Genomic DNA, 21,915 nt, shown 5'->3' on the forward strand with positions numbered 1-21,915 from the left:
AATTTTAATGTATAATATAAGAGGTTCTTATGGATATTAACTTTGAGTTATATAAAGTATTTTATCATGCTGCCAAGAGTAACAGTTTTTCTGATGCAGCCGCTAAGCTCCACGTATCCCAATCAGCGATCAGTCAGTCTATAAAAAACCTTGAGGATAAAACGGGCTCCCAACTTTTCTTCAGAAAGACCCGGGAAATAAAATTGACTTCTGAGGGTGAACTTCTATTTAAGCACATAGAGCAAGCTTATAACTTTATCAAAACTGCTGAAAGCAAGCTACTTGAATCTCAAAATCTTGAGAGCGGTGAAATAAGAATAGGCGTAAGTGATACTATATGCAAATACTACCTTATAGATCCGATTGACAGGTTTATTAAAAAACATCCTAAAGTTAAAATTCAAGTTATAAACAGAACCTCGCATCAGATTCAGGATATCTTGAAGGAAGGTATAATTGACTTTGGAATAGTAACACTTCCTATTCATATCAAGGGAATAACTATTGAAAATTACAAGTCGGTAGAAGATATCTTTGTTGCTTCAAATAAATTTATTGAGCTAAAAGGAAGACAGATTTCATTAAAAGAGCTCTCTAAATATCCCCTTCTAATGCTTGATAGAAACAGTTCAACCCGGCGCAACATTGATTCTTTTTTACAGAAAAAAGGCTTAAATTTGCTTCCTGAAATCGAACTTGAAAGCATTGACCTTCTACTTGAATTTGCCAGAATAGGGCTTGGGATTGCCCATGTTCTCAAAGAAAGTGCAGATTTCCTTATTGATAAAAATGAGCTGTTCGAAGTACGCCTTAAGGAAAAGCTAACTTTGAGGAAACTTGGAATCATCACAATGAAAAATGTTCCTCTTTCCAGAACATCATACGAGTTTATCAATTTTCTCATGGACAAAGATTAACGAATCTTATTTAATTTACTTCTGATATTTAACGATAATAAGCTTTTTTAGACATCTCCTTTACATTCTTGCCCAAATTATGCTACGATATTATAGATTATAAGCTTACAGCTCATTTCAAGGTATTAAGACGATATTTAAAATCAAAGCGCAGCAAAAGTTGAAATTAAAACAGTAAATTCCGCTTCGATTAAGTATATAAATTATCTCTTTTCGAAAAGTATCTTACGACGCTAAGTTGTAAGACTTTCGGCATATATTTTTGCTAAAAGCCAGACTTTTTGAGAAGAATAGTATGTGTTGTATTATTGACGTTTTATTTATAATTTACTAAATTTATAAATACGAAAGGATGGTTCTATGTCAGAGCAAATTAAGCAAATCAGCAGGAGAATTAAAGAACTTCGTGAGATTTCCGAAATATCACCAGAGTCCTTATCTAAAGAACTTAACATTTCTATTGAGACTTATCTTGAATATGAAAGCGGAAATATAGATATTCCTGTAAGTTTCCTTTACGGAATTGCCAATAAGTTTAATGTCGAACTTGCTGCAATTCTTACAGGGGATGCTCCAAGGCTTCATACATATTCCGTCGTACGTAAAGACAGCGGTGTAAGTGTTGACCGAAGGAAAGAATATAAGTACCAGAGCCTAGCATATAATTTCGTGCACAAAAAAGCAGAACCTTTTATGGTTACTGTTGAACCTGACTCTGATCCGAAGGTACACTATAATTCACATCCAGGTCAGGAATTTAATTATGTTATCGAAGGAACTTTAAAAGTAATAATTAATGGCCATGAAATCATCTTAAATGAAGGTGACTCACTTTTCTTTGATTCCGGAGTAAACCATGGAATGAAAGCTATGAATGACAAAACTGCTAGGTTTTTAGCAATAATTTTATAATGGAGGTTTGTTGTAATGCTAGAAAAATATATTCACCGGACAGAATTTACTTCATATGAGGATTTTGTTGAGAATTTTAAAATAAACGTACCGGACAACTTTAATTTTGCCTATGATGTTGTCGATGAAATTGCTGCAAATAACCCAGACAGAGTCGCAATAGTCTGGTGCGATGAAAAAGGCGCTGAAGCAACCTTTACTTTTGGGCAGCTAAAACACTATAGTGATAAAACCGCTAATTTTTTTAAAAAAGCCGGCATTGGAAAAGGCGACCCTGTAATGTTAATACTAAAAAGACGCTATGAGTTCTGGTTTGCCATTCTTGCACTGCATAAGATAGGCGCAATATGTATTCCTGCAACACATCTTCTTACTTCAAAGGACCTAGTTTACAGGAATAACGCTGCTGATATAAAAATGATAGTTTCTGTAGCTGAGGATGAAGTTATAAAACATATAGAAGATTCTATGGCTAAATCTCCTTCTCTGAAAGCTAAAGCACTTGTTGGAGGTACCAGGGAAGGTTGGTACGACTTTACTAAAGAAGTAGAAGAAGCATCTTCAGAATTTACCAAACCTGTAGGTGACAATGCACCCCAAAATGATGATACAATGCTCTTATATTTCACATCAGGAACAACAGGTATGCCTAAAATGGTTAGGCACAATTTCATGTACCCATTAGGTCACATTCCTACCGCAAAGTACTGGCAAAATGTTCAGGAAGGTGGCCTGCATCTTACCGTTGCAGACACCGGATGGGCTAAAGCAGTATGGGGCAAAATTTATGGACAGTGGATGGCTGGAAGTGCAGTTTTCGTATATGATTATGATAAATTTGTCCCAAAAGAGCTCTTAAGTGTTATATGCAAACATGGTGTAACAACATTTTGTGCTCCTCCTACTATATACAGGTTCTTTATAAAAGAAGACCTGACGCAGTTCGATTTAAGTAAACTTAAATATTGTGCTATAGCTGGCGAACCTTTAAACCCCGAAGTCTATAACCAGTTCCTTAACCTGACCGGTATAAAACTCATGGAAGGTTATGGCCAAACAGAGTTGACTGTAGTATTAGGAACCTATCCATGGATGGAACCAAAACCAGGTTCAATGGGTAAGCCAACACCAGGATATGATGTTGATATAATTGATGAAAACGGAAAATCCTGCGAAGTTGGTGAAGAAGGCCAGATAGTTATAAGAACAGGAAAGCGCATGCCTGTAGGTATATTTGGAGGATACTACAGAGATGAAGCACTAACCAATAAGGTATGGCATGATGATATATATTATACCGGAGATATGGCCTGGAAAGATGAAGATGGCTATTACTGGTTCGTAGGAAGGGCAGACGATGTAATCAAAAGCTCAGGATATAGAATCGGACCTTTTGAAGTTGAAAGTGCTTTATTGGAACACCCTGCTGTATTAGAGTGCGCCATAACAGCAGTTCCAGATCCGGTTAGAGGACAGATTGTCAAAGCTACAGTGGTGTTAACAAAAAAATATTCCGCCAGTGAAGCTCTTGTTAAGGAACTGCAAGATCACGTAAAAAGGGTAACTGCTCCTTATAAGTATCCTAGGATAATCGAATTCGTAGAGGAACTTCCAAAAACTATCAGTGGTAAAATTCGTAGAGTTGAAATACGTCAAAAAGATTCTTAAAATAAATTACAAAAATAGCTGCAGTTTGTCGTCCAAGCTGCAGCTATTTTAATATTCATATTCTTAAATTTGCTATTGCTTATTGTATTAGCTTTATCTTATTTTGACTCTTCTTTGGCAAGTCTTGAAAGAATCAAATTGCTTCTCTCGATAAATTTTGTCATAGCTTCAGGCTCAAGAGACTTGTGACCCATTAGTGCAAGGTCATATACGTGTTCGCAGATAAGCTTAACGTCTTCCTTCCTATCTTCTTTATCCTTAAGACTAAGCAATGAACGAATCAAACTGTTATTTCTGTTCAGTACAAGGGTTTCATCATTACCATACATACCGCCAAAATTAAAGCTGCCGTAATTTCTAGCCATTTCCTGCATTCTTCTTGATTGTTCTGACAAAAGTATCATTGCAGGAACTGATTCTGACTTCAATGCTTCAACCTGAACCTTCAAGCTCTCATTATTCAGGCTGCCCTTAAATACTTTTTCAATGCTTTCAGCTAATTCTTTTACAGCCTCATCATCTTTGTTATCATCCGTATTCTTTAAGCTGTCACTGATATCAGAATCTATACGCAAGAACTTTACGTCCTTCTCTTCCATTTCAAGATACTGAATAAAGTGGCTGTCGATCAAGGTTGAAAGAATAACAGCTTCCATACCCTGTTCTTTGAATAACTTGATATATTGAGCCTGCTGCCTTTCATCAGTAACATAAAATACCTTGTTCTCATGCTTTTCCTTGTTATGTTCCAAGTATTCCTTCAATGTAACATATTCATCTTTAGTAGTCTTAAAGATTACAATATCTTTAACTTTTTCAAAGAATTTCTTTTCCTTTATACATCCAAATTTAACAAATGGGTTTATATCATCCCAGTATTTATTAAAGACTTCACGGTCCTTCTCAAAAAGTGAGATAAGCTTATCAGCAACCTTTTTTGTTATGTGTGTTGAAATTTTGCTAACATACCCATCGTTTTGCAAAAAGCTTCTTGATACATTAAGAGGCAGATCAGGACAGTCAATTGTTCCTTTAAGCAGCATCAAAAATTCCGGTATTACTTCTTTAATATTGTCAGCCACAAATACCTGGTTGTAGAAAAGTTTTATCTGCCCTTCCATAGTATCAAATTCATGCTTTAATTTAGGGAAATATAAAATGCCCTTAAGGTTAAATGGATAATCCATATTTAAGTGTATCCAGAATAAAGGCTCGTTGTAGTCAAAGAATACTTTTCTGTAAAAATCCTTATATTCTTCATCGGTGCAATCCTTAGGATTCTTGAGCCACAAAGGATTTGTATCATTAAGAGGCTTTGGCTCCTCAGGCTTTGACTCCTCAGACTTTCCTCCCTCTACATCCTCAACATCCTTTTTCTCATTAGTATCTTCTAAGTACAATTCATAGGGTAAAAATGAGAAATATTTTACAAGTATTTCCCTAACTTTGTAGCTTTCAAGAAATTCCTTGCTGTCTTCCGAAATATATAAAGTAACAGTAGTACCTCTCTCCGTTCTATCAGATTTATCCATTTCAAACTCAGTACCGCCATCACTTGCCCATCTTACTGCCTGTGCTCCGTCCTGGTAGGAAAGAGTGTCAATCTGCACCTTGTCAGATACCATAAAAGCTGAGTAAAAACCTAAACCGAAGTGTCCTATGATCTGGCTGTCATCAGCCTTATCCTTGTACTTTTCAACAAAATCCTTTGCTCCCGAAAAAGCAATCTGATTGATATATTTGTTTACCTCTTCTTCAGTCATTCCCAACCCGTTGTCTATTATCTGTATGGTCTTTTTATTTCCATCCACAACAACTTTTATAAAATACTTCTCATCACTATTGATATTTGCTTCTCCAATTGTTGTAAGCTTTTTCAGCTTGCTTATGGCATCACTTCCGTTCGAAACAAGTTCACGTACAAAAATGTCCTTTTCGGAGTAAAGCCATTTCTTTATAATTGGAAAAATATTTTCTGTATTTATGGATATAGTTCCACTTTGGTGATTCATTAAAGCACCCTCCTGTCCAAAATTAATTTTTTATCTAAGGGGTAAATAATATTACTTCTGTTTTTCACATAGCCTGCTTGATATAAATAAGCCAAAGGTGAAAATACAGTAGAAGTTATTATTTTGTTTTCCCCTAATAAATATATTACATTCGTTTGTAAAAGCTTGTCAAGACAATTTTAGCACTCATCAAGTATGAGTGCTAACAATTTTATAAAAAATTCACGGTAATGAATAGCTGGAATATTACTTCGGATTTTTATCGACTTACTCTTTTTTTCTGCACTTTGGACAAAGACCGTATAATTCCAACCTATGACCAGTTATATTAAAATCCGTTTTATTTCCTACATCTCTTTCAAGGTTTTCAAGAGGGCAAATATTAATTGATACGGATTTATGGCAACTGGTACATGTTATATGATGTTTATGACCTTCAAGAATAAGCTGATACCTCGCTCTACCGTCACTCATAACGCACTTTTCCAGTAACCCTTTGTTCTCCATCAGATCAAGAGTTCTATAAACAGTTGAAAGGTTTGTAGAGGCTCCAGAATCCTTGACCCGAAGAAAAATTTCTTCAGCTGACAGAGGTATATCTGATTTCTCAAGTACTTCAATTATTACCTTTCTGGATTTAGTATTTTTGCATCCGATTTGTGCAAGTATCAAGTCATAGTTCGGACTTTTTTCCATAATAAGTTCATCCTTTAAATCCTTAATTACTTTTATTTTACTTTAAGCCTGAAGATATTTCAACACATCTGCGTTTTTTACAGTATTCTTTTTTCATTTATAAATCCTATTTGTGCAAACAACACTTCTCTGTATATAAGCTTCTTTTTTTAATGCAAACTCCATATTAGTAACTTATTAACAACAAAAGAGAAAGTCCCCATAAACACCGCATATGCAAAACGGAACTTTCCATTATCATCCTTGTCTTCAAATTCTGTATATGGCTTAAAGCTTTGTGTCAGAAACACCAATTTGAAATAATTGAATAAGTGTCTGGCTCTGTCCTTTGAATTTCTTTTTGCAATTATAAATCCTGATGCTATTATTCCACCTGCAATAAATGAATATCCCATAATAGCAAAAATGTATTCCACACCGAAAATAGCGCCCAATGCGCTAAAAAGCTTTATATCACCAGCGCCAAGCATCCTGAGAGCATATAGTACAATTAATAATATAATAGGAATAACAGTGCCAAGAAGGGCGTCCAATAGACCTTTATATCCTGAAATACAAAAGTTTGTCAGCATACCAACTGTCACAAAAGTTAAGGTCACTTTATTTCTTATTTTATAACTTTTAATATCACTTATCAGTGCTATAAATAAAAGAACAGTGCCCTCAAAACACTTAACTATTATTTAGCCCACCGCCTTTCAAATGTGCTGCTATTAAAGCTTCATGAGAGAGTTCCAAAAGATTCGTGCAACTTGTAGATAGATAAACACTGTTTTAGGATATTCCAATTAATTCGAAAGATTATTGCGAAAATGCAACCTTCAAAGATTTAATTACAGTACTATAAATATAAATTCACTGTTTGCAAGAGTAATCTTATCGTTGTTTCTTATCTCATATTCTTTATTGCTTTCTAGTCTTTTACCGTTTATATATGTACCGTTTTTTGAATTCAAATCCTTTAAATAATAGCACCCTGCACGGGTAATAATTTCGGCATGCATTTTTCCTATAGCATTGTTTGAATGTACATAATCCACCTGTCCATCCAGCCTTCCAATAATAAAGCTTGGCTTGTTTATTACAACTTCTTCCATAATGCCATCCTTAAAAACCTTAAGATGCGGATTATTTATGATTGCGCTTCCCAAATAAACAGTCTCATTCACATTACTATTTATCATAACTGGTTCATCTGCATGCTTTATTTCACCAGCACCTTCCCTATTTTTTTCTTGTTGTGGATTTTCAGAATAAGCATTATGTATGGTGTCAATTCTGTTCATTCCTCTATTTTCTGGCAAAACAACTTTTTTAAGTTCTCTAGGTCCAGTTGCATCAGGGTCATTGAATTTCGGTGTTCTTGTTGGCTTTATAACCGGAGGCATATTGACTTTACTTCCAGTTTTACTCTTTTCAGTTCTATTCTTATCACTTGCATTCTCTACGACTTTATTCTCTGTAAATTTTATCTCAAGTACTTTCTTCCACATAAAGTAGCTAACTGCTCCACAAATTAGCAAAAGCCCAAAAACTGTAGAAACTTTATCGTTACCAAGGCGGTCAAGCGTTCCTGTCAGAAATAGCACTAAAACAGCTATTAATAATACCGCTTGTATCACAGCACCTATAACAATATTAGGGCTGCTGCCAAAACTCTTTAAAATATTTTGATCCGCTAGAAGGCCTTCAAACTTTTTCCCTTCACCGTTTACTGCATTATTATTGACGTTTAAACCTCTTTTAGCATCTTTATCTGCAACGGACTTTGGCTTAGGAATCTCTATCTTTGGTCCATTCTGCTTCACCATCTCCTCTTTCAGAGGTTGCTTCTCCACCTGTACTCTTACTTGCCTGTCTTCAGTAATACCTGACGGCTTTTGCAATTCAATCTCTGTTTCAGGCGCAGTACTTCTTTTGATTTCCTTTAAAAACCTATCAAAATCCAATATATTAAATGTATCTTTCTTTAGAAAGCTTAAAACCTGCTGTAAAAAGCTATCACTATCCTCTTCATAGATATTTGCGCTATATACTACAAAATTCATTGCAAAATCCTTTAAAGCTTTGGTTATATCAATATCTAATTTAAATGGTAGGTATACAAGTGAAATGCACATTGTATCAGGACTGATATAGATATATTCTTCATCTAATAAAAACGATTTGTCAGAGAGCAAAAAACTTTTAGAATTCAAAAGTGTTTTTACAATACCTGAAAAAATACCTATAAATTCATTTTTACTTAACCTATTACGTTTTAAATATTGTGACAATGATAATTTTGAAGTAATATTGTAATATATATTAATTCTGTCATTATTCCGCCTTACATCCAAGGGTAAAATATACTTGTTCGGATTTTTTGACAGCATATTCACTTGAAATTCCACAATACTCTCATTTTTATTAGTACTTGCAACCAAAAAGCTTCCGGTTACACCACTTTCATAAGTGAAGATAAACCTGTCTTTAATTGCATTTTCCATAAAAACTTCCCCCTTTTTCCCGAGCTTTTGTCCTTTCAATTCTATATCGGAAAAATTTGAGAATTATTAATCTAAAAGCCAAAAAAACTGAAGATAAATAAAAATCTCAGGGGTATTTAGCCCTGAGATTACAGGTTATTAGTTAAGAACCAGCTTAAATATTGCTTGAGGTTTTTCAGATAGCTGGCATCTAATCTGCTTTATGAGTGATAATTCCCGATAGCATATTTCCAATTACTCCAAGAAAGTTTAATTCACTAAAACCGTATTCTTTTCTACTTATTGGACAAGACAAATACAAAATGCCTCTGATAGATTTTTTCTTAATAATAGGTTCAGCAAGAATAGAGTTAAATACGGGTTCTCCTGTTTCAGAATCTATTATTTCTATGTCATCCCAGTCTACTATATAAACCCCGCTATTAGTTTTTACTACTTTTTCAACAATCTTTCTGCTATAATTTTCTCCATCCTGCCATCCTAAAACTGACCTTTTACGTGTATAAACATTTCCTATTCCATTATTCACTCCGGATACTGTTAACAGCATTCCATATTCAGAATCAAAAATCTCCATTATTACTCCCAGTATTTTATAGATTTTATCTGACAATCCAATATTCTCATTGACAAGTTGTATAATTTCCAGCATTGCCAGCACATTTCTCTGATCTTGAACAACATTACCTGTTATAATTCCAGCCAGCTTATCCATCCTGTTTGTAAGTTTACGCATTCTGGTGTTCCATACACATGATCTGTTTCTTCCTGACTCCTTTGCATAATATAATGCCTGATCAGCCTTGCCAATTAGCTCATCACGCCATTCACCATGTTTCGGGTATGATGATACACCAAGACTTACTGTAAGATTATTACCCTGCCCCATTAATCGCTCTTTTTCAATGGCACTTCTCAGTTTTTCAGCTACAGCTTCGGCTTCGTTTATACTTGTATCAGGCAGAATAATTACAAATTCTTCTCCTCCATACCGACAACAAACATCGGCTGATCTTATATTTTCCATAAGAATTCTTCCTACATTACTCAGTATTTCATCACCCTTTTGATGTCCAAAATTGTCATTAATACTCTTAAACTTGTCTATGTCAATCATAATTAGAGATAGAGGCGATTTCTCACTATGGGCATTATTAATTATTTGATCGATAACGCTCTCAAAATATTTTCTGGTATATACCCCAGTCAGTTTATCAATTGAAGATATTATTTTAAGGGCGTAGTTTTCCATGTGCAGAAAAGCCTGACCTGAAAGAATCTTACATAATTCGAAATTTTGCACTGTAAAGTTATTGAGAACACTGGAAGTTGATAAATATAAATAGCCTTTTATATTTGCAGTTGATTTTTCAATATTTTTTCTCTTGCTAAGAACATTTTTCTTATTACTCTTATTATTGCAAATAGGTATACACATTACACCTGTAACATCTTGAGGAAGAACGATACTGGCATCCCCGCTTTTTCTTCCAAAGATATCACTCGCAAAGAAGCCGGATCTCTTTAAATTTGAATGTTCAATCAAGTATTGGTAATAGCCATTATCAGCACCATTTTTGCTCATTGCAACGACTTCCAGTTCATTCTTGTCATTATACTGAAGAACATATCCTAGCTCTGCAGATGTCAACTCACATGCTGCACCAATAATCAACTCCATATTTTTTTCATACTCATTTGAAATCTGCGTCAAAACCCGCTTCATTATATCGTTTGTATTCTCAAAATCATGTATTCCATTATTTTTACTATCGGAAACTATAGTCTCATTGTAAATACTGTTAAAAAAGAACTGTACCAGATAGTTATCATCACAACTAAGCGGTTTTATTAACTTTCTTTCTATCAATAGCTCCTGTTCTTTTAAATTATTTACCTTGATAGTAAGCAATCTTTCTCTTGGAACATAACGTTTGTGTGTGCATAAAAACAATTTCTGGTATTCCTTTGGAACTTTTAGTACAATCTTGTACAATATATCTAATGCCTTGATATAGTATGTAGTTGCACTGGAACTATCTCTATTTGAATAATAGATATCACCCATAGCTTTATAACATTTCCATTCCAATCGGAGACTTTTATATTCTCTATTAATTTCCATGGCCTTTTCTATTAGTTTAATGCCTTCAATCCCTCCGGTAAGCATACCCTTAATATATAAAAACTCTATTTCAAGCCTCTTCGTATTAATATCTGAGCTCAGCTTAAAGCTTTCATCCATTAATATAGAAGCTCTTTCCATTTCTCCTATTTCGATCATAAATCCAGCAAATCTGTGCAAAACTTCACGTCTGTCCTTAATCATATTAGTATTTTGGTACATAGCCAGCATGCTTTGCATTCCGTTAACCAGTGTAGCCTTAGATTCACTACTGTCACAATCCAACAGGGCATAATCCGACATCATAGCTATACTTTTGCATTTTATACTCTCTTGAATGTCTGCTTTTTTTGATGAATTAGCTGCCATTTGTGCATAATCGCTTGCTTCCTTATAACTTCCCATTTCATAATAAAAATGAGCAGCATATTCACAAAAGAGCTGAAAATCAATTCCCCTTTCAGGATTACACTCTATTTCACTTTTGCACTTTTGTAGATACTCGTAAGACTTCTGGTATTCATCCAATTCAAGGTACGCAAGAACAATATTTTTGTAAACAGAAAACAGCAGAGAATACAATTCGCCTTCAATTGCCTGCTCCTCGCACTTAAAATAATATTCAATAGCTTTCGCATAGTCATCTTCAAGGCGGCATGTTTCTCCAAGATTATCATAACAGCTTGAAATGCCTTCAACCAGATTACTTGCCAAATTTATTTCCAGGGATTTTTCAAAGTATTCCCTTGCCTTTTTATTATCATGTAAAAACTCTGCAAATACTGTAGCAATATTATTAAGCGGATAAGCTATTTCAACTTTTTCTCCATTACTTTCAAAAAGCTCAATACTTTTACCATAACATTCTAATGCTTCCTCAACCTTGGAATACTCCAAATAATGAGTCCCAAGAACATTATAAAGCTCTGCTTTATAATAATTATACCTGTCGTCGGCATACTCTTCGATTACCTTATTGATAATACCTATAGCTTCTCGATTCTTTCTTTTATAAATATACACCCAACAAATCCTTCGCACTGCTTCAAGATATCCTTCTACAAACTCGCATTCCCTTGATATCTTTAATGATTCATTAAGAAACGAAAGTGCCCTATCGAAGTCATTCTTTCTGGTATATAATGCACCAATCATCTCGTTAGCTTTGGCAATTGTATGTTTGTCATCTACTTCCATCGCAAGCTTCAGTACTACGTTATAGCACTCAAAAGCTTTTCTGTTTTCTCCCTTTCTTCTATAAAGTTCTCCCATCATAAATTGGATCTTAATAATATCTCTAATTGATGAAGTTTCCTGTGCAATCACATGAGCCTTTTTGAGATATGCTAAAGCTTGATTATTTATATGAAGCTTTAACATCCGATCGGCAGCTTCAACCATTAATGCCAAAGCCCTCTCTTTTTCTTCACATCTTATAAGGTGATATATCAGCTCATCCTTATTAATTCTCTCCTCCTCTTTAAACCTCTGCTCCAGTATAATGGAGGCATTTCTATGATATTGAACTTTTCTGGCACTGCTAATTCTATTATAAACATCACTTTTTATGCTTCTGGAATGGAAATCATAGGCATATCCCCAATCACCGAGCCTTTGTTCAATTATCTGATGGGACATCAATTCTATAAGTGCATCCCTTGTACGCTCCCGATCACCGTTTACCATCTTTTCAATAACTTCGAATGACACTGGCGTATCAAATGCAGACAACATCTCAAGAATCATGTATAAATAAGGGCTAAGAGCATTTATATGCTTCCAAACTGCCTCATGCATGTTTGACGGGATATAAAGCCCTGAATAGTCTGACTCATCATCAAAGTCTGTGCTCCATAGTCCATTTTCATCAAGATACAATTTCCGCTCTTTAAACAAGGCTGTAATTACATCTATAATAAATCCCGGATTCCCCTCAGTATAACGAAATATCTCCGTACAAAAAGCTGTAGGATAGTTCTTCATACCTAGAGTACTCTTAATGAGTTCTCCCGTTTCTTCAAAGTCAAATCTAGTTAAACTCATCTCATTCACAATATCCAAGGTTGCCCATTTATTCATGAAACTACTTAATAGCTTCTTTTTCTTAAGCTCTTGATTTCTAAAAGACAGAATAAAGCCGAACTGTCCAGTCTTTGCAGTACTGATAATATAATCTATAAGTTCAATAGTAGAATCATCCATCCACTGAGCATTATCAATTATTATGATTGAAGGCCAGACCTCAATAACATTGAGAATGAAGCTGGCAATACGCACCTTTAACCTTAATTTCTCTTTGTCTTCTGATAAATCAGCCTTTGGAATAACTCCTTTTATAATCCGTTCATCAGGTAACACCTTTACCAATTCAGGCTTGTACTTTTCGAGTATTTCAACAGGTGCTAAAGGTAACAACTGCTTTAAAATCTGAAGTATTGGCTCATATTTTTTACCATTGTTTTCATAAGACATGCCTCTTAAAATCTTAACTCTATCCAGTTCCATATAAAAGCTAAATTCATTTAACAGGCGGGTTTTCCCTATACCGGCTTCGCCAGATATACATTCAATCCTTCTATTGGAATTATTATTGAATATCTCATCTTTCCACTTAAAAAGTTGATTCATGTTTTTTTCTCTACCAATTAATCTAGTTGCACTTGTCAGCTTTTCTAAATACTTTTTTTGGAATAAAGGATAGTTCTTATCGCACAATTTACCAATTGCCCTAACTACTTCATGTACATTCTGATATCTATTCTCAGGTTTATCTGAAGCAAGTCTGTCAACGAGTTCAACGAATCTTTCGTTATCGATTCCATCATAAATACTGTTTACATTTTGCAGCAAACTTTTATATTTACTCCATGTATCGTAAAAGTTATTCCTATTCATGTTTTTTCTTGAAATAAGACAAAATATCAGTACTCCTAATGAATACATATCCGACAAAGCACCAGCATCGTCATTTTTAATCACTTCTGGTGCTTTATAAAATGGGCTGTTTTTTCTTCCTTTAAACAAAGCTCTTTCCAAATCTTCATTGCCTGCAAATCCAGTCAGTTTTACTGACGTGATACCTCCATTTTCACTTACTATTATACTTTTCTCATCAAGATTTTTATAAGCCAGTCCTCTACTATGCAAATAATCGAGTGCATAACATACTTCTACAACAAGATCCATAACTTCAATAAATCCCATACCTGTTGTAGCATTAAATATAGACCTTCCTTTAATATACTCATAAGTACAAATATATTGTTTTGCACTTATATTATTTCCGTCTATAGTATTTAATGCTTCAAAGCCATAGATATTCATAATATTAGGATGGGCCATAGAAGTAAGAAAGCCTATTTCCCTTTTAAGAAAATCGAGAGACTTGACTGGTACTGATTCTTGATAAATTATCTTTAATGCTACATTTCTGTTATCATGAAGCATATCAGCAGCAAGAAATACGGAGTTTGATAAATCCTCTTTAATAGATGCAATAATTTTATAGCGATTATTAAGAATCTTCATAGTTCCTCTCCATTTCTGACTAGAAAATGGTATCAATATAACCTATCTTGCTAAGAAAAATGGAAAAAACAATTACTCATTACCCTGGTATTTAACCAACTATACAAATTGCAATATTTGATAATACATATAGAATTGTGTAACTTATAGACAACTGAACAATACTTTGCAATACTTGACCATGAACGTAAAAAAGAATATTGTAAAAAACGTATCATATATATTATATCATATATTACTGGAGAATAAAACATCAATAACACAAAGTCATAACAAATTAACATAACATAAAAAAATAATCACAATATTTAATCAATTTTAACTATTTTGTAACCACTTTTGATTAAACATGATTTAATATTTTATTAGAGTATATCATATAAAACCATTTATTATTAGGGCTGTGTTCATAAAGGACCATCCCTTTTTATTTTTGTAGCTAATGTTATAAAATCGAATGCAGTCAAATGGATTGGGAATTTTGTTTATCCTTTCATTCTATCCGGTAATTATAGTTAAAACAACTCCAAATAGCACGAAAGGCGCAAAAGCCATTGCACTTTTCCTATTAAGTTTTTTAAACAATACTGAAAATACACCAAATAAAGCACTGGCTAAAAAAGATATGATCATGACAGATATGGTTTTTTGAGCTCCAAGCAGCATTCCTGTGCATGCTATCAGCTTGGCATCCCCTATACCCAAACCGCCCTTTGAAACAAATGAAATTGAAAGTAGTATTCCTCCTGCCAGAACAAAGGTGGTCAATGAGTCAGCAATCCTACCGAAACTAAAAAAAAGGCAGTTTAAAATTACACCTAATATTAATCCCAATACAATCAATTTATTGGGTATAATCCTGTTTTGAATGTCCTTAATGCTTGCTGCAAAAAGTATAGCCGTTAATATCATATAACTTAAAGAGCAAAACCCTGTTCCATATTTTGTATAAACAATATAAAATATCAGGCCTAACCCGGCAGTAGTGAAAATAGATCTAGCATTTTGGTAATATAATGTGAAATACCATTTAATTAACGGTTTATATCTACCTTCAAAATTGACAAACACATTAACCAAACTGCCAACTAAAACCCCTGTTAACACTGCCAAAAGGCTACTCATCACATCTATCTCCTTGTAGAAATAATTAAATGATGTTTTATATAAAATTAAAAAATACGAACTAATATTGCAGCTATTCTTAGTTATTTTCTGAATTATCCTGCATAGCAAAGTCTATTGCAGTTTCTATTGACATGGAATGTCCTTCATTCCACGCTGAATTGAATTCCTCAATTTTTAATTTTGCTTGGACCTCTTCAAAACGTCGTCTATAGTCATCAGCATCATCTTTTGAAATAAGTTTTCCATTGACTTCAAACAACCTACCTGCAGTTCCAAAAAGAGTTGCAGCCTTAATAAGCTGACCGTCTAACGCAGCCAATCCTGCTAAACCTCCTAATGTAAGCAGTACAAACATTGCATTTCTTTGATTATATTCACGGAACACTTCCAAACTCTTTTTATATAACTCTCTTGCCTTATCATGATTTCCCTGGTACATTTCCAATTCAGCCATATTCCTATATATCCACATTGTCTCTCCATTATGATTTACTTCCAGAGATATTGATAATCCTTCATTATAAAGCTCACTTGCCATCCTAAATTCACCCTGGTATCTTGCTATCTCACCAAGGTCTTTCATTGCACTGGCAACAACACTCTTATATCCTATCTCCTGTCCTAATTTTAAACATTCTTTATAATATTCTGTAGCTAAACTAAGCTTACGCTCTGAACGTGCCAATTCTGCCAAGCACATCAGCGCACCAACTTTTCCAGTCTTATCCTTAAGCTCATCACATGCTGCAAGGTGTTCTTTAAACAACTTTTCTGCATTTTCGAAGTTACCCTTTCCCCTTGCTAAACGCCCCAGCCTGTTGAGTGCAGTAGCTATGCCTCTCTTGTCACCTAACTGCTTACACATTTTCAAACTTTCATTTGAGTACTTTTCTACCAAATTGAAGTCACCTTCATAGTACTTTGTATAACATAAGTCCTGTAAAAGAAGTACCACACCGGGCTTGTCATCCATATCCCTAAATAAATCCAGACTCTTATTCCACATCTCCTCAGTTCTCTTATGGTCCCCAAACATGTAATATACCCAGCCAAGTTTATGTAAAATTCTCGCTTCCCCATAATAATCATGATTTATTTTGCTAAGTTCCAATCCTGTATTTAAAACTTCAATCGCCTTTTTGCAATCTCCTTCCAATTGAACCAACCTGCCAAGCCAATGATATATCATGGCAAATTCCTTTGATTTTAGACTTCCAGCATATTTATTAACTATATTATTCAATATCAGTCGGCCTTCGCTCCAACGGCCCCCAAGTTCCCAGTACTCTCCAAGTCCAACTGCCAACGCTACTTCAAGCTCTACATTATTTTCTTTCTTAGCCCATTCAATGGCTGCCAATACATTTGAATATGAGCGTTCAAGCCTATTAAGGTATAAATATTGTTCAGGCCCATTTATATTATTTTGCACGTCTTCAACTAATGACATGTAATAGTAAGCATGTTTTTTCTCTAAAACATCCTTCTTACCACTTGAATTCAAGCACTCCACCGCGAACTCATGAATAGTTTCAAGCATTCCAAAATTAATTTCTTCTCTATTTGAATTGTCAGTAACATTTCTAATTAAACTTTTGTCTAAAAGTGACATCAAACAGTCAGATATACTTATTTGAAGTTTAATATCGCCGCTCATAACCTTATCAACTGCATCCCTTGTGAAACTGCCAATAAATACACCTAAACCCATAAATAATTGTTGTTCGTCCTCATTTAGCAAACTATAGCCCCATTCAATAGTACTCTTCAAAGTCTGATGCCTTGAAGGTAAGTCTCTAGGGCCATTGTTCAGCCAATTCAGCCGGTTTCTGCTTTGTTCTAACATTTCCGTCAACGAAATACGACCAACATTTGATGCTGCCAGTTCTATTGCAAGTGGAATTCCATCCAGGCGGGCACACAATTCTGCAACTTGCCCGATATTATCTTTTGTAAGCACAAAGTTATATTGAACTGCCTGAGCACGTGATGCAAACAATGCAATTGCGGCCTGCTGCATCATCCTTTCTACACTATTTCTTTGCTCCAATTCTTTAACTTCTAATGGTGGTACATTAAAAACGTGTTCTCCGGAAATATGTAACGCCTCACGGCTTGTCACTATTACCGTTATCAATCTAGCCGATGCAAGAAGCTCTGCAAGCATTGGTGCAGCTGCAATAACCTGCTCAAAGTTATCAATAATTATCAATCTATGTTTATCCTTAAGTGCACTTTTCATTGAATCTAAAATTGATTGACCTGAAGTTTCAACTATATCCATTACTTTAGCAATAGACGAAACTACTAAATCAGACTTTGTGACTGAAGCAAGAGACACAAAAAACACTCCATCTTCAAAATCATTAAGCCTTATAGATGCTACTTGCAGAGCCAACCGGGTTTTCCCAATTCCGCCAGGTCCAACAAGAGTTACTAATCTGCTTTTATCCAATAACGAACTAACCTGACTTATTTCCGCCTCTCTGCCAATAAACTCAGTCAAAAAAGAAGGCAGGTTATTTTGAGGCATTTTCCTAAATCTATCAAGATTCTTATGAAGTGATATAGTGGTATAGTTAGGCTCAATCAACCATTCATGATCACCATTTTTCTTTATTATTCCCTTCTCAATTAAATATGAAAGGCTTTCACTTAATTGCTTTGGATATCCCATTGTCTGGGTATACAGCCAGTCTAAAAATGATGCTGGCGGATCCCATGACAAAACACTTCTCACAAATATATTAACACCCTTAGGTGAAAAGGGCTTTAAATAAACAGTATCATAAAGCGGTACATTCAAATACTCAAAATTTCTAGTCGTGTCAGGATCTGAAGAATATATAAGACCAAAACATTGAAGTTTACTGCCCATAATGCAATTCCTCAACATATTCAAAGTAGCATGGTCTACAAAAGCCAGATTATCAATAATTAATATGAAACCTGCTTTATTATTTTTTTCTAATAGTTTAATTAGCAAATCTTCAAAATCTTCAATATTAAATAATTTTTTAAAATCAAAAGTCTCATTTTCTGATTCAAGCAAAAGTCCATAAGCCTTTGATTTTAATTCATACTTCCCAGTAAGAAATAAAACTTCAAAATTGCTCATTTTAGCTGCTGATTCTATTTTTGAAAGAAAGCTTGTACGCCCTGAGCCTTGAGGTCCAATAATGCTTAAAATCCCTCGTCCTTTATCAGGCAAAACATCCAGGAAACAATTAAGTTTTGAATGAGCTTCATCTCTTTCAATCAATCGCGATAACTTGTTAAATACAATATCATTTTGAAATGTATAGGTTTCTCCAACAACCTGTCCACGGCCTTTACGCTTAGCCTCATAGCAACGTCGGTCTGCAACGTTAAATATCTCTTCCGCATTTGTAGCATCATCAGGATAACTTGCTACACCGATACTTAGCGATATATTGAGAGTAGGTTCGCCCGGAAAAGGAACCATCCTGATTTTATCCAATATGCGATTTGTCAATGATAATGCTTGCTTTTTGTGAGTATTCATCATCAGCAATACAAATTCATCACCGCCATACCTGAACAAAATGTCTGATTTCCTCATTAAGTTATTCAAACGCATTACAAATCCTTGTAAAATCTGGTCTCCACGAATGTGGCCATAGGCATCATTTATACTTTTAAAATAGTCAATATCAATTAAGCACAAAGAAAGCGGTATACCATAACGAGAACATCTCTCTACTTCATCAGGAAACTGCTCGTTTAAAAGTGCACGCGAATAAGCCCCTGTCAGGGGATCATGAATTGTAAAATCCTGCTGTAGATTATTAAACGAGAAAGATTCCTGCATAGAGCCCCCCCCTTAAAGCTAATGAAAATAGGATATTCAACTGCACTTTAATATGTGACCTCGCATAGACTTTTATATATTAAACATTATATAACAAAATCTCATTTCCACGTTAACAAAATACAAAAACAATGTATATCTTTACTATATTATCTCTATTTTTATCCTAAACTGCAATATAAATTTTAAGTTATATTTAGTGAAAAATAAAAATCTTTCCAATCGCGCAAATTATAACACATTATTTCCCACAACTCAATAAAAATCTTTGAGACTTTAAATTCCGTAATTTTCTAACAGTTCATAAAACTCTTAAGTATCAGAATTAGTTAACATTTAAGTGTTATATAGATTTAACTTTAATGTTCGTTATCTATATAACATAATATATTCGAAATTTATTCATTTTTTATATCCATTCTACAAAGTTTACTATAATTTAGGGAAAAATTATTTTTATTTTTTATGTTCTCTATACCATTAGAACATCAGAACGCTTGCTAAATAAATTCCTCAAATAAAAATGGCTATTGCATAGCTTACTAAGTAAGCTATGCAATAGCCATTTAAAACCTTAACTTATCTAATTGCGTCAGAATCACCTACAATTGCATCTTGTGGCAACTCAATCACAAAAGCTCCATTATAGTCTGATATAACAATATTAGCTTCTATTCCAAACTGTCCTGCACCGGTTTCATCTTCAATCTCACCGGAAAGATCCAAAGTAATAGACTTGCACATATAAGTGTTTTTATCGTAGGTCAACTCCATATCAAAATTACCCATGCCAAAATCTCCAACAGCATCACTTTCACTTGACCCTAAACCACTATTGAATCCATTAATAAAATCTGAAACTAAAACGTCTCCTCGTAAAACAATTTCGTCAGGATTTTTACTTTCAGCTACAACTAACCCTGCACAAAGTACATCAGAAACTTCCATATTAGTCATTTCAGTGCTGGAAAACATTTCTTCAAAATCACTTTCACTCATTTCTTCTTTTGACCACTTGCCTGTTGTTTCATCCTTAGTATAAGAACATCCATCCTTTAAGTACGTTTCTGATTTTGTATCGGCTCCAAATATATTCATAACTGTAGTTGTATGCATAGCTTTGTTGGCTTCATCTACCTCTGCATTCATATCAATACCATAATCCATGCTGAGTTCATCCTGGGATATTTTCATTTTCATTTCCATGCCAAGTTTATACTTTCCTACGTTTTCCATTGCTTTATTAGATTTTGTAAGTATATCTTTAACTTCATTAAAACTGCTTTGATCTTTTATTAACACAGATCTTGTTTGTGCATCCCACACTACTTGCTTTCCTAAACTTTCAGCTACAACCCTTGCAGGTATATAAGTTCTGCTATTTTTAGCATAAATAATAGGAGCTACATCTATAGCCGTCTCAACTCCATTAACATTAACTGCCTTTTTACCTACCTTAAGATAAATAGTTTTATCTTCTTTTTTTACAGTAACACTTCTTTCAGCTGCATTCCAGATAATATGTTGATCATCATTCTGAACACCTAAATTTGTAAGCACTTCACGTAAAGGAAGCATAGTTCTGCCATTTGCAATTATGGTAACATCGTTATATGTTCCCATTTCACCTTCAATAACTATTTTCACATCCGGACTTTCAGCAATGTTATCAGCCGCATTGGCTACAGAAGCAAATGCAGTTACAACAAACAAAAATACTGACAAACAAAAACCTAACTTTTTCATGTAAATTTTACCCCCTAATTTTTAATATATTAGTTATTTGCGAAATGCTATAACGCTTGAATTTACTGCATTTCAAATTGATATTTTTATTGTTTTCCCCCTCTGCTTCTAGTAAAATATAGGTATCTAATCCAATTTTAAACAAGAGAAGGGGAAAACAAATGGTAAAACTTTATAAACAAATTTCTTTTGCTGACACATTCGAAGAATGTAAAGATGTTTTTCAAAATAATAAGCCAAAATTTCTTAAGCTACTCTCACAACATCTTGATTTATCTTCGCTTATACCACAGGATTTTTATTGGTCTTACCACAAAACTCTAGGGAGAGACCGTAAATATTCACTCTCTTCAATGCTTTCAGCATTAGTTCTGCAGAAAATTCTTGGCATTCCTACAGTTTCGCTACTCATTATTTTTCTTAATTTATGCCATGAAGCCCGTGAATTCTGTGGCCTTCCAGACGTCCCTCATAACTCTCAGTTTACACGGTTCAAACAAGATTTCGTTATTTACCTGGAAAACTTCTTTAACCACCTTGTAGATATTACAGAACCTATTTGCCAGGAAATTAACACTACTCTTGCATCCACTATCGCTTATGATACTTCAGGTATTGAAACCTTTGTAACTGAGAATAACCCAAAGTTCATAAATTCTATCATAAAAAAACTCAAGGCTTTCTACAAGGACAAGCCTGATGTCGATGTATATAAAATGGCTTATAGCCTTATGCCTTCTTCAGCCTCTAGCAAACAAAGAAATCAAGCAACTCTACATAAACGGCTACTTCTGCTATGTCTACAAGTTTGGCATTATCACCAACGGCCTCGGCATTCCAAGACATATTGCCTTTTTGGATA

12 protein-coding genes are annotated in these 21,915 nt (G+C 34.3%); 4 read left to right on the forward strand and 8 right to left on the reverse strand.

Annotated elements, in window-relative coordinates; translation table 11 throughout:
- Nucleotides 1–29: 29 nt before the first annotated feature.
- The 3 genes from ACECE_RS0225040 (at nt 30) to ACECE_RS0225050 (ending at nt 3,497) form a co-directional block, all read left to right on the forward strand.
- Nucleotides 30–917: a LysR family transcriptional regulator gene (locus ACECE_RS0225040; RefSeq protein ID WP_010252445.1), complete on the forward strand. Its 888-nt coding sequence runs from the start codon at nt 30–32 to the stop codon at nt 915–917.
- Between the two features lie 360 nt (nt 918–1,277).
- Nucleotides 1,278–1,829, forward strand: coding sequence for a helix-turn-helix domain-containing protein (locus ACECE_RS0225045; RefSeq protein ID WP_010252447.1), 552 nt, complete (start codon nt 1,278–1,280; stop codon nt 1,827–1,829).
- A gap of 15 nt (nt 1,830–1,844) precedes the next feature.
- The gene (locus tag ACECE_RS0225050; RefSeq protein WP_010252449.1) at nt 1,845–3,497 is read left to right on the forward strand and encodes an AMP-binding protein; all 1,653 of its coding nucleotides are present in this window, start codon (nt 1,845–1,847) and stop codon (nt 3,495–3,497) included.
- Between the two features lie 98 nt (nt 3,498–3,595).
- Here the strand turns inward: ACECE_RS0225050 and htpG are convergent, their stop codons facing one another.
- The 8 genes from htpG to ACECE_RS0225090 form a co-directional block, all read right to left on the reverse strand.
- Nucleotides 3,596–5,509 carry a molecular chaperone HtpG gene (gene htpG, locus ACECE_RS0225055; RefSeq protein ID WP_010252451.1) on the reverse strand — a complete coding sequence of 638 codons (1,914 nt, stop codon included), beginning with the start codon at nt 5,507–5,509 and terminating at the stop codon, nt 3,596–3,598.
- Between the two features lie 267 nt (nt 5,510–5,776).
- Nucleotides 5,777–6,205, reverse strand: a complete 429-nt coding sequence (locus ACECE_RS0225060; RefSeq protein ID WP_010252453.1) for a Fur family transcriptional regulator — start codon at nt 6,203–6,205, stop codon at nt 5,777–5,779.
- Between the two features lie 149 nt (nt 6,206–6,354).
- Nucleotides 6,355–6,888 (reverse strand): A24 family peptidase, encoded by a 534-nt coding sequence (locus ACECE_RS0225065; RefSeq protein WP_083878939.1) that lies wholly within the window; start codon nt 6,886–6,888, stop codon nt 6,355–6,357.
- Nucleotides 6,889–7,038: 150 nt separating this feature from the next.
- Complete coding sequence (locus tag ACECE_RS0225070) at nt 7,039–8,694, reverse strand: DUF6382 domain-containing protein (RefSeq protein ID WP_010252457.1); 1,656 nt, start codon at nt 8,692–8,694, stop codon at nt 7,039–7,041.
- A 190-nt stretch (nt 8,695–8,884) separates the two neighbouring features.
- The gene (locus ACECE_RS0225075) at nt 8,885–14,347 is read right to left on the reverse strand and encodes a diguanylate cyclase (protein WP_010252459.1); all 5,463 of its coding nucleotides are present in this window, start codon (nt 14,345–14,347) and stop codon (nt 8,885–8,887) included.
- A gap of 498 nt (nt 14,348–14,845) precedes the next feature.
- Complete coding sequence (locus ACECE_RS0225080) at nt 14,846–15,472, reverse strand: prepilin peptidase (protein WP_010252461.1); 627 nt, start codon at nt 15,470–15,472, stop codon at nt 14,846–14,848.
- 79 nt (nt 15,473–15,551) lie between these two features.
- Entirely contained in the window at nt 15,552–19,307 is a 3,756-nt protein-coding gene (locus tag ACECE_RS0225085; RefSeq protein ID WP_010252462.1) for a diguanylate cyclase, read from the reverse strand.
- 579 nt (nt 19,308–19,886) lie between these two features.
- Nucleotides 19,887–21,053, reverse strand: a complete 1,167-nt coding sequence (locus tag ACECE_RS0225090; protein WP_010252464.1) for a copper amine oxidase N-terminal domain-containing protein — start codon at nt 21,051–21,053, stop codon at nt 19,887–19,889.
- Nucleotides 21,054–21,214: 161 nt separating this feature from the next.
- On the opposite strand from ACECE_RS0225090, the gene ACECE_RS28815 reads away from it, so the two are divergent.
- A partial coding sequence (locus tag ACECE_RS28815) for a transposase (RefSeq protein ID WP_010252466.1) occupies nt 21,215–21,915 on the forward strand: 701 nt, incomplete at its 3' end.

The sequence above is a fragment of the Acetivibrio cellulolyticus CD2 genome (genome assembly GCF_000179595.2).
In the GTDB taxonomy this organism is placed as follows: Bacteria; Bacillota; Clostridia; order Acetivibrionales; family Acetivibrionaceae; genus Acetivibrio; species Acetivibrio cellulolyticus.

Coding starts and splice junctions, on each gene's coding strand:
- ACECE_RS0225040 (WP_010252445.1), top strand. CDS start 30: ATGGATATTAACTTTGAGTTATATAAAGTATTTTATCATGCTGCCAAG.
- ACECE_RS0225045 (WP_010252447.1), top strand. CDS start 1,278: ATGTCAGAGCAAATTAAGCAAATCAGCAGGAGAATTAAAGAACTTCGT.
- ACECE_RS0225050 (WP_010252449.1), top strand. CDS start 1,845: ATGCTAGAAAAATATATTCACCGGACAGAATTTACTTCATATGAGGAT.
- htpG (WP_010252451.1), bottom strand. CDS start 5,509: ATGAATCACCAAAGTGGAACTATATCCATAAATACAGAAAATATTTTT.
- ACECE_RS0225060 (WP_010252453.1), bottom strand. CDS start 6,205: ATGGAAAAAAGTCCGAACTATGACTTGATACTTGCACAAATCGGATGC.
- ACECE_RS0225070 (WP_010252457.1), bottom strand. CDS start 8,694: ATGGAAAATGCAATTAAAGACAGGTTTATCTTCACTTATGAAAGTGGT.
- ACECE_RS0225075 (WP_010252459.1), bottom strand. CDS start 14,347: ATGAAGATTCTTAATAATCGCTATAAAATTATTGCATCTATTAAAGAG.
- ACECE_RS0225080 (WP_010252461.1), bottom strand. CDS start 15,472: ATGAGTAGCCTTTTGGCAGTGTTAACAGGGGTTTTAGTTGGCAGTTTG.
- ACECE_RS0225085 (WP_010252462.1), bottom strand. CDS start 19,307: ATGCAGGAATCTTTCTCGTTTAATAATCTACAGCAGGATTTTACAATT.
- ACECE_RS0225090 (WP_010252464.1), bottom strand. CDS start 21,053: ATGAAAAAGTTAGGTTTTTGTTTGTCAGTATTTTTGTTTGTTGTAACT.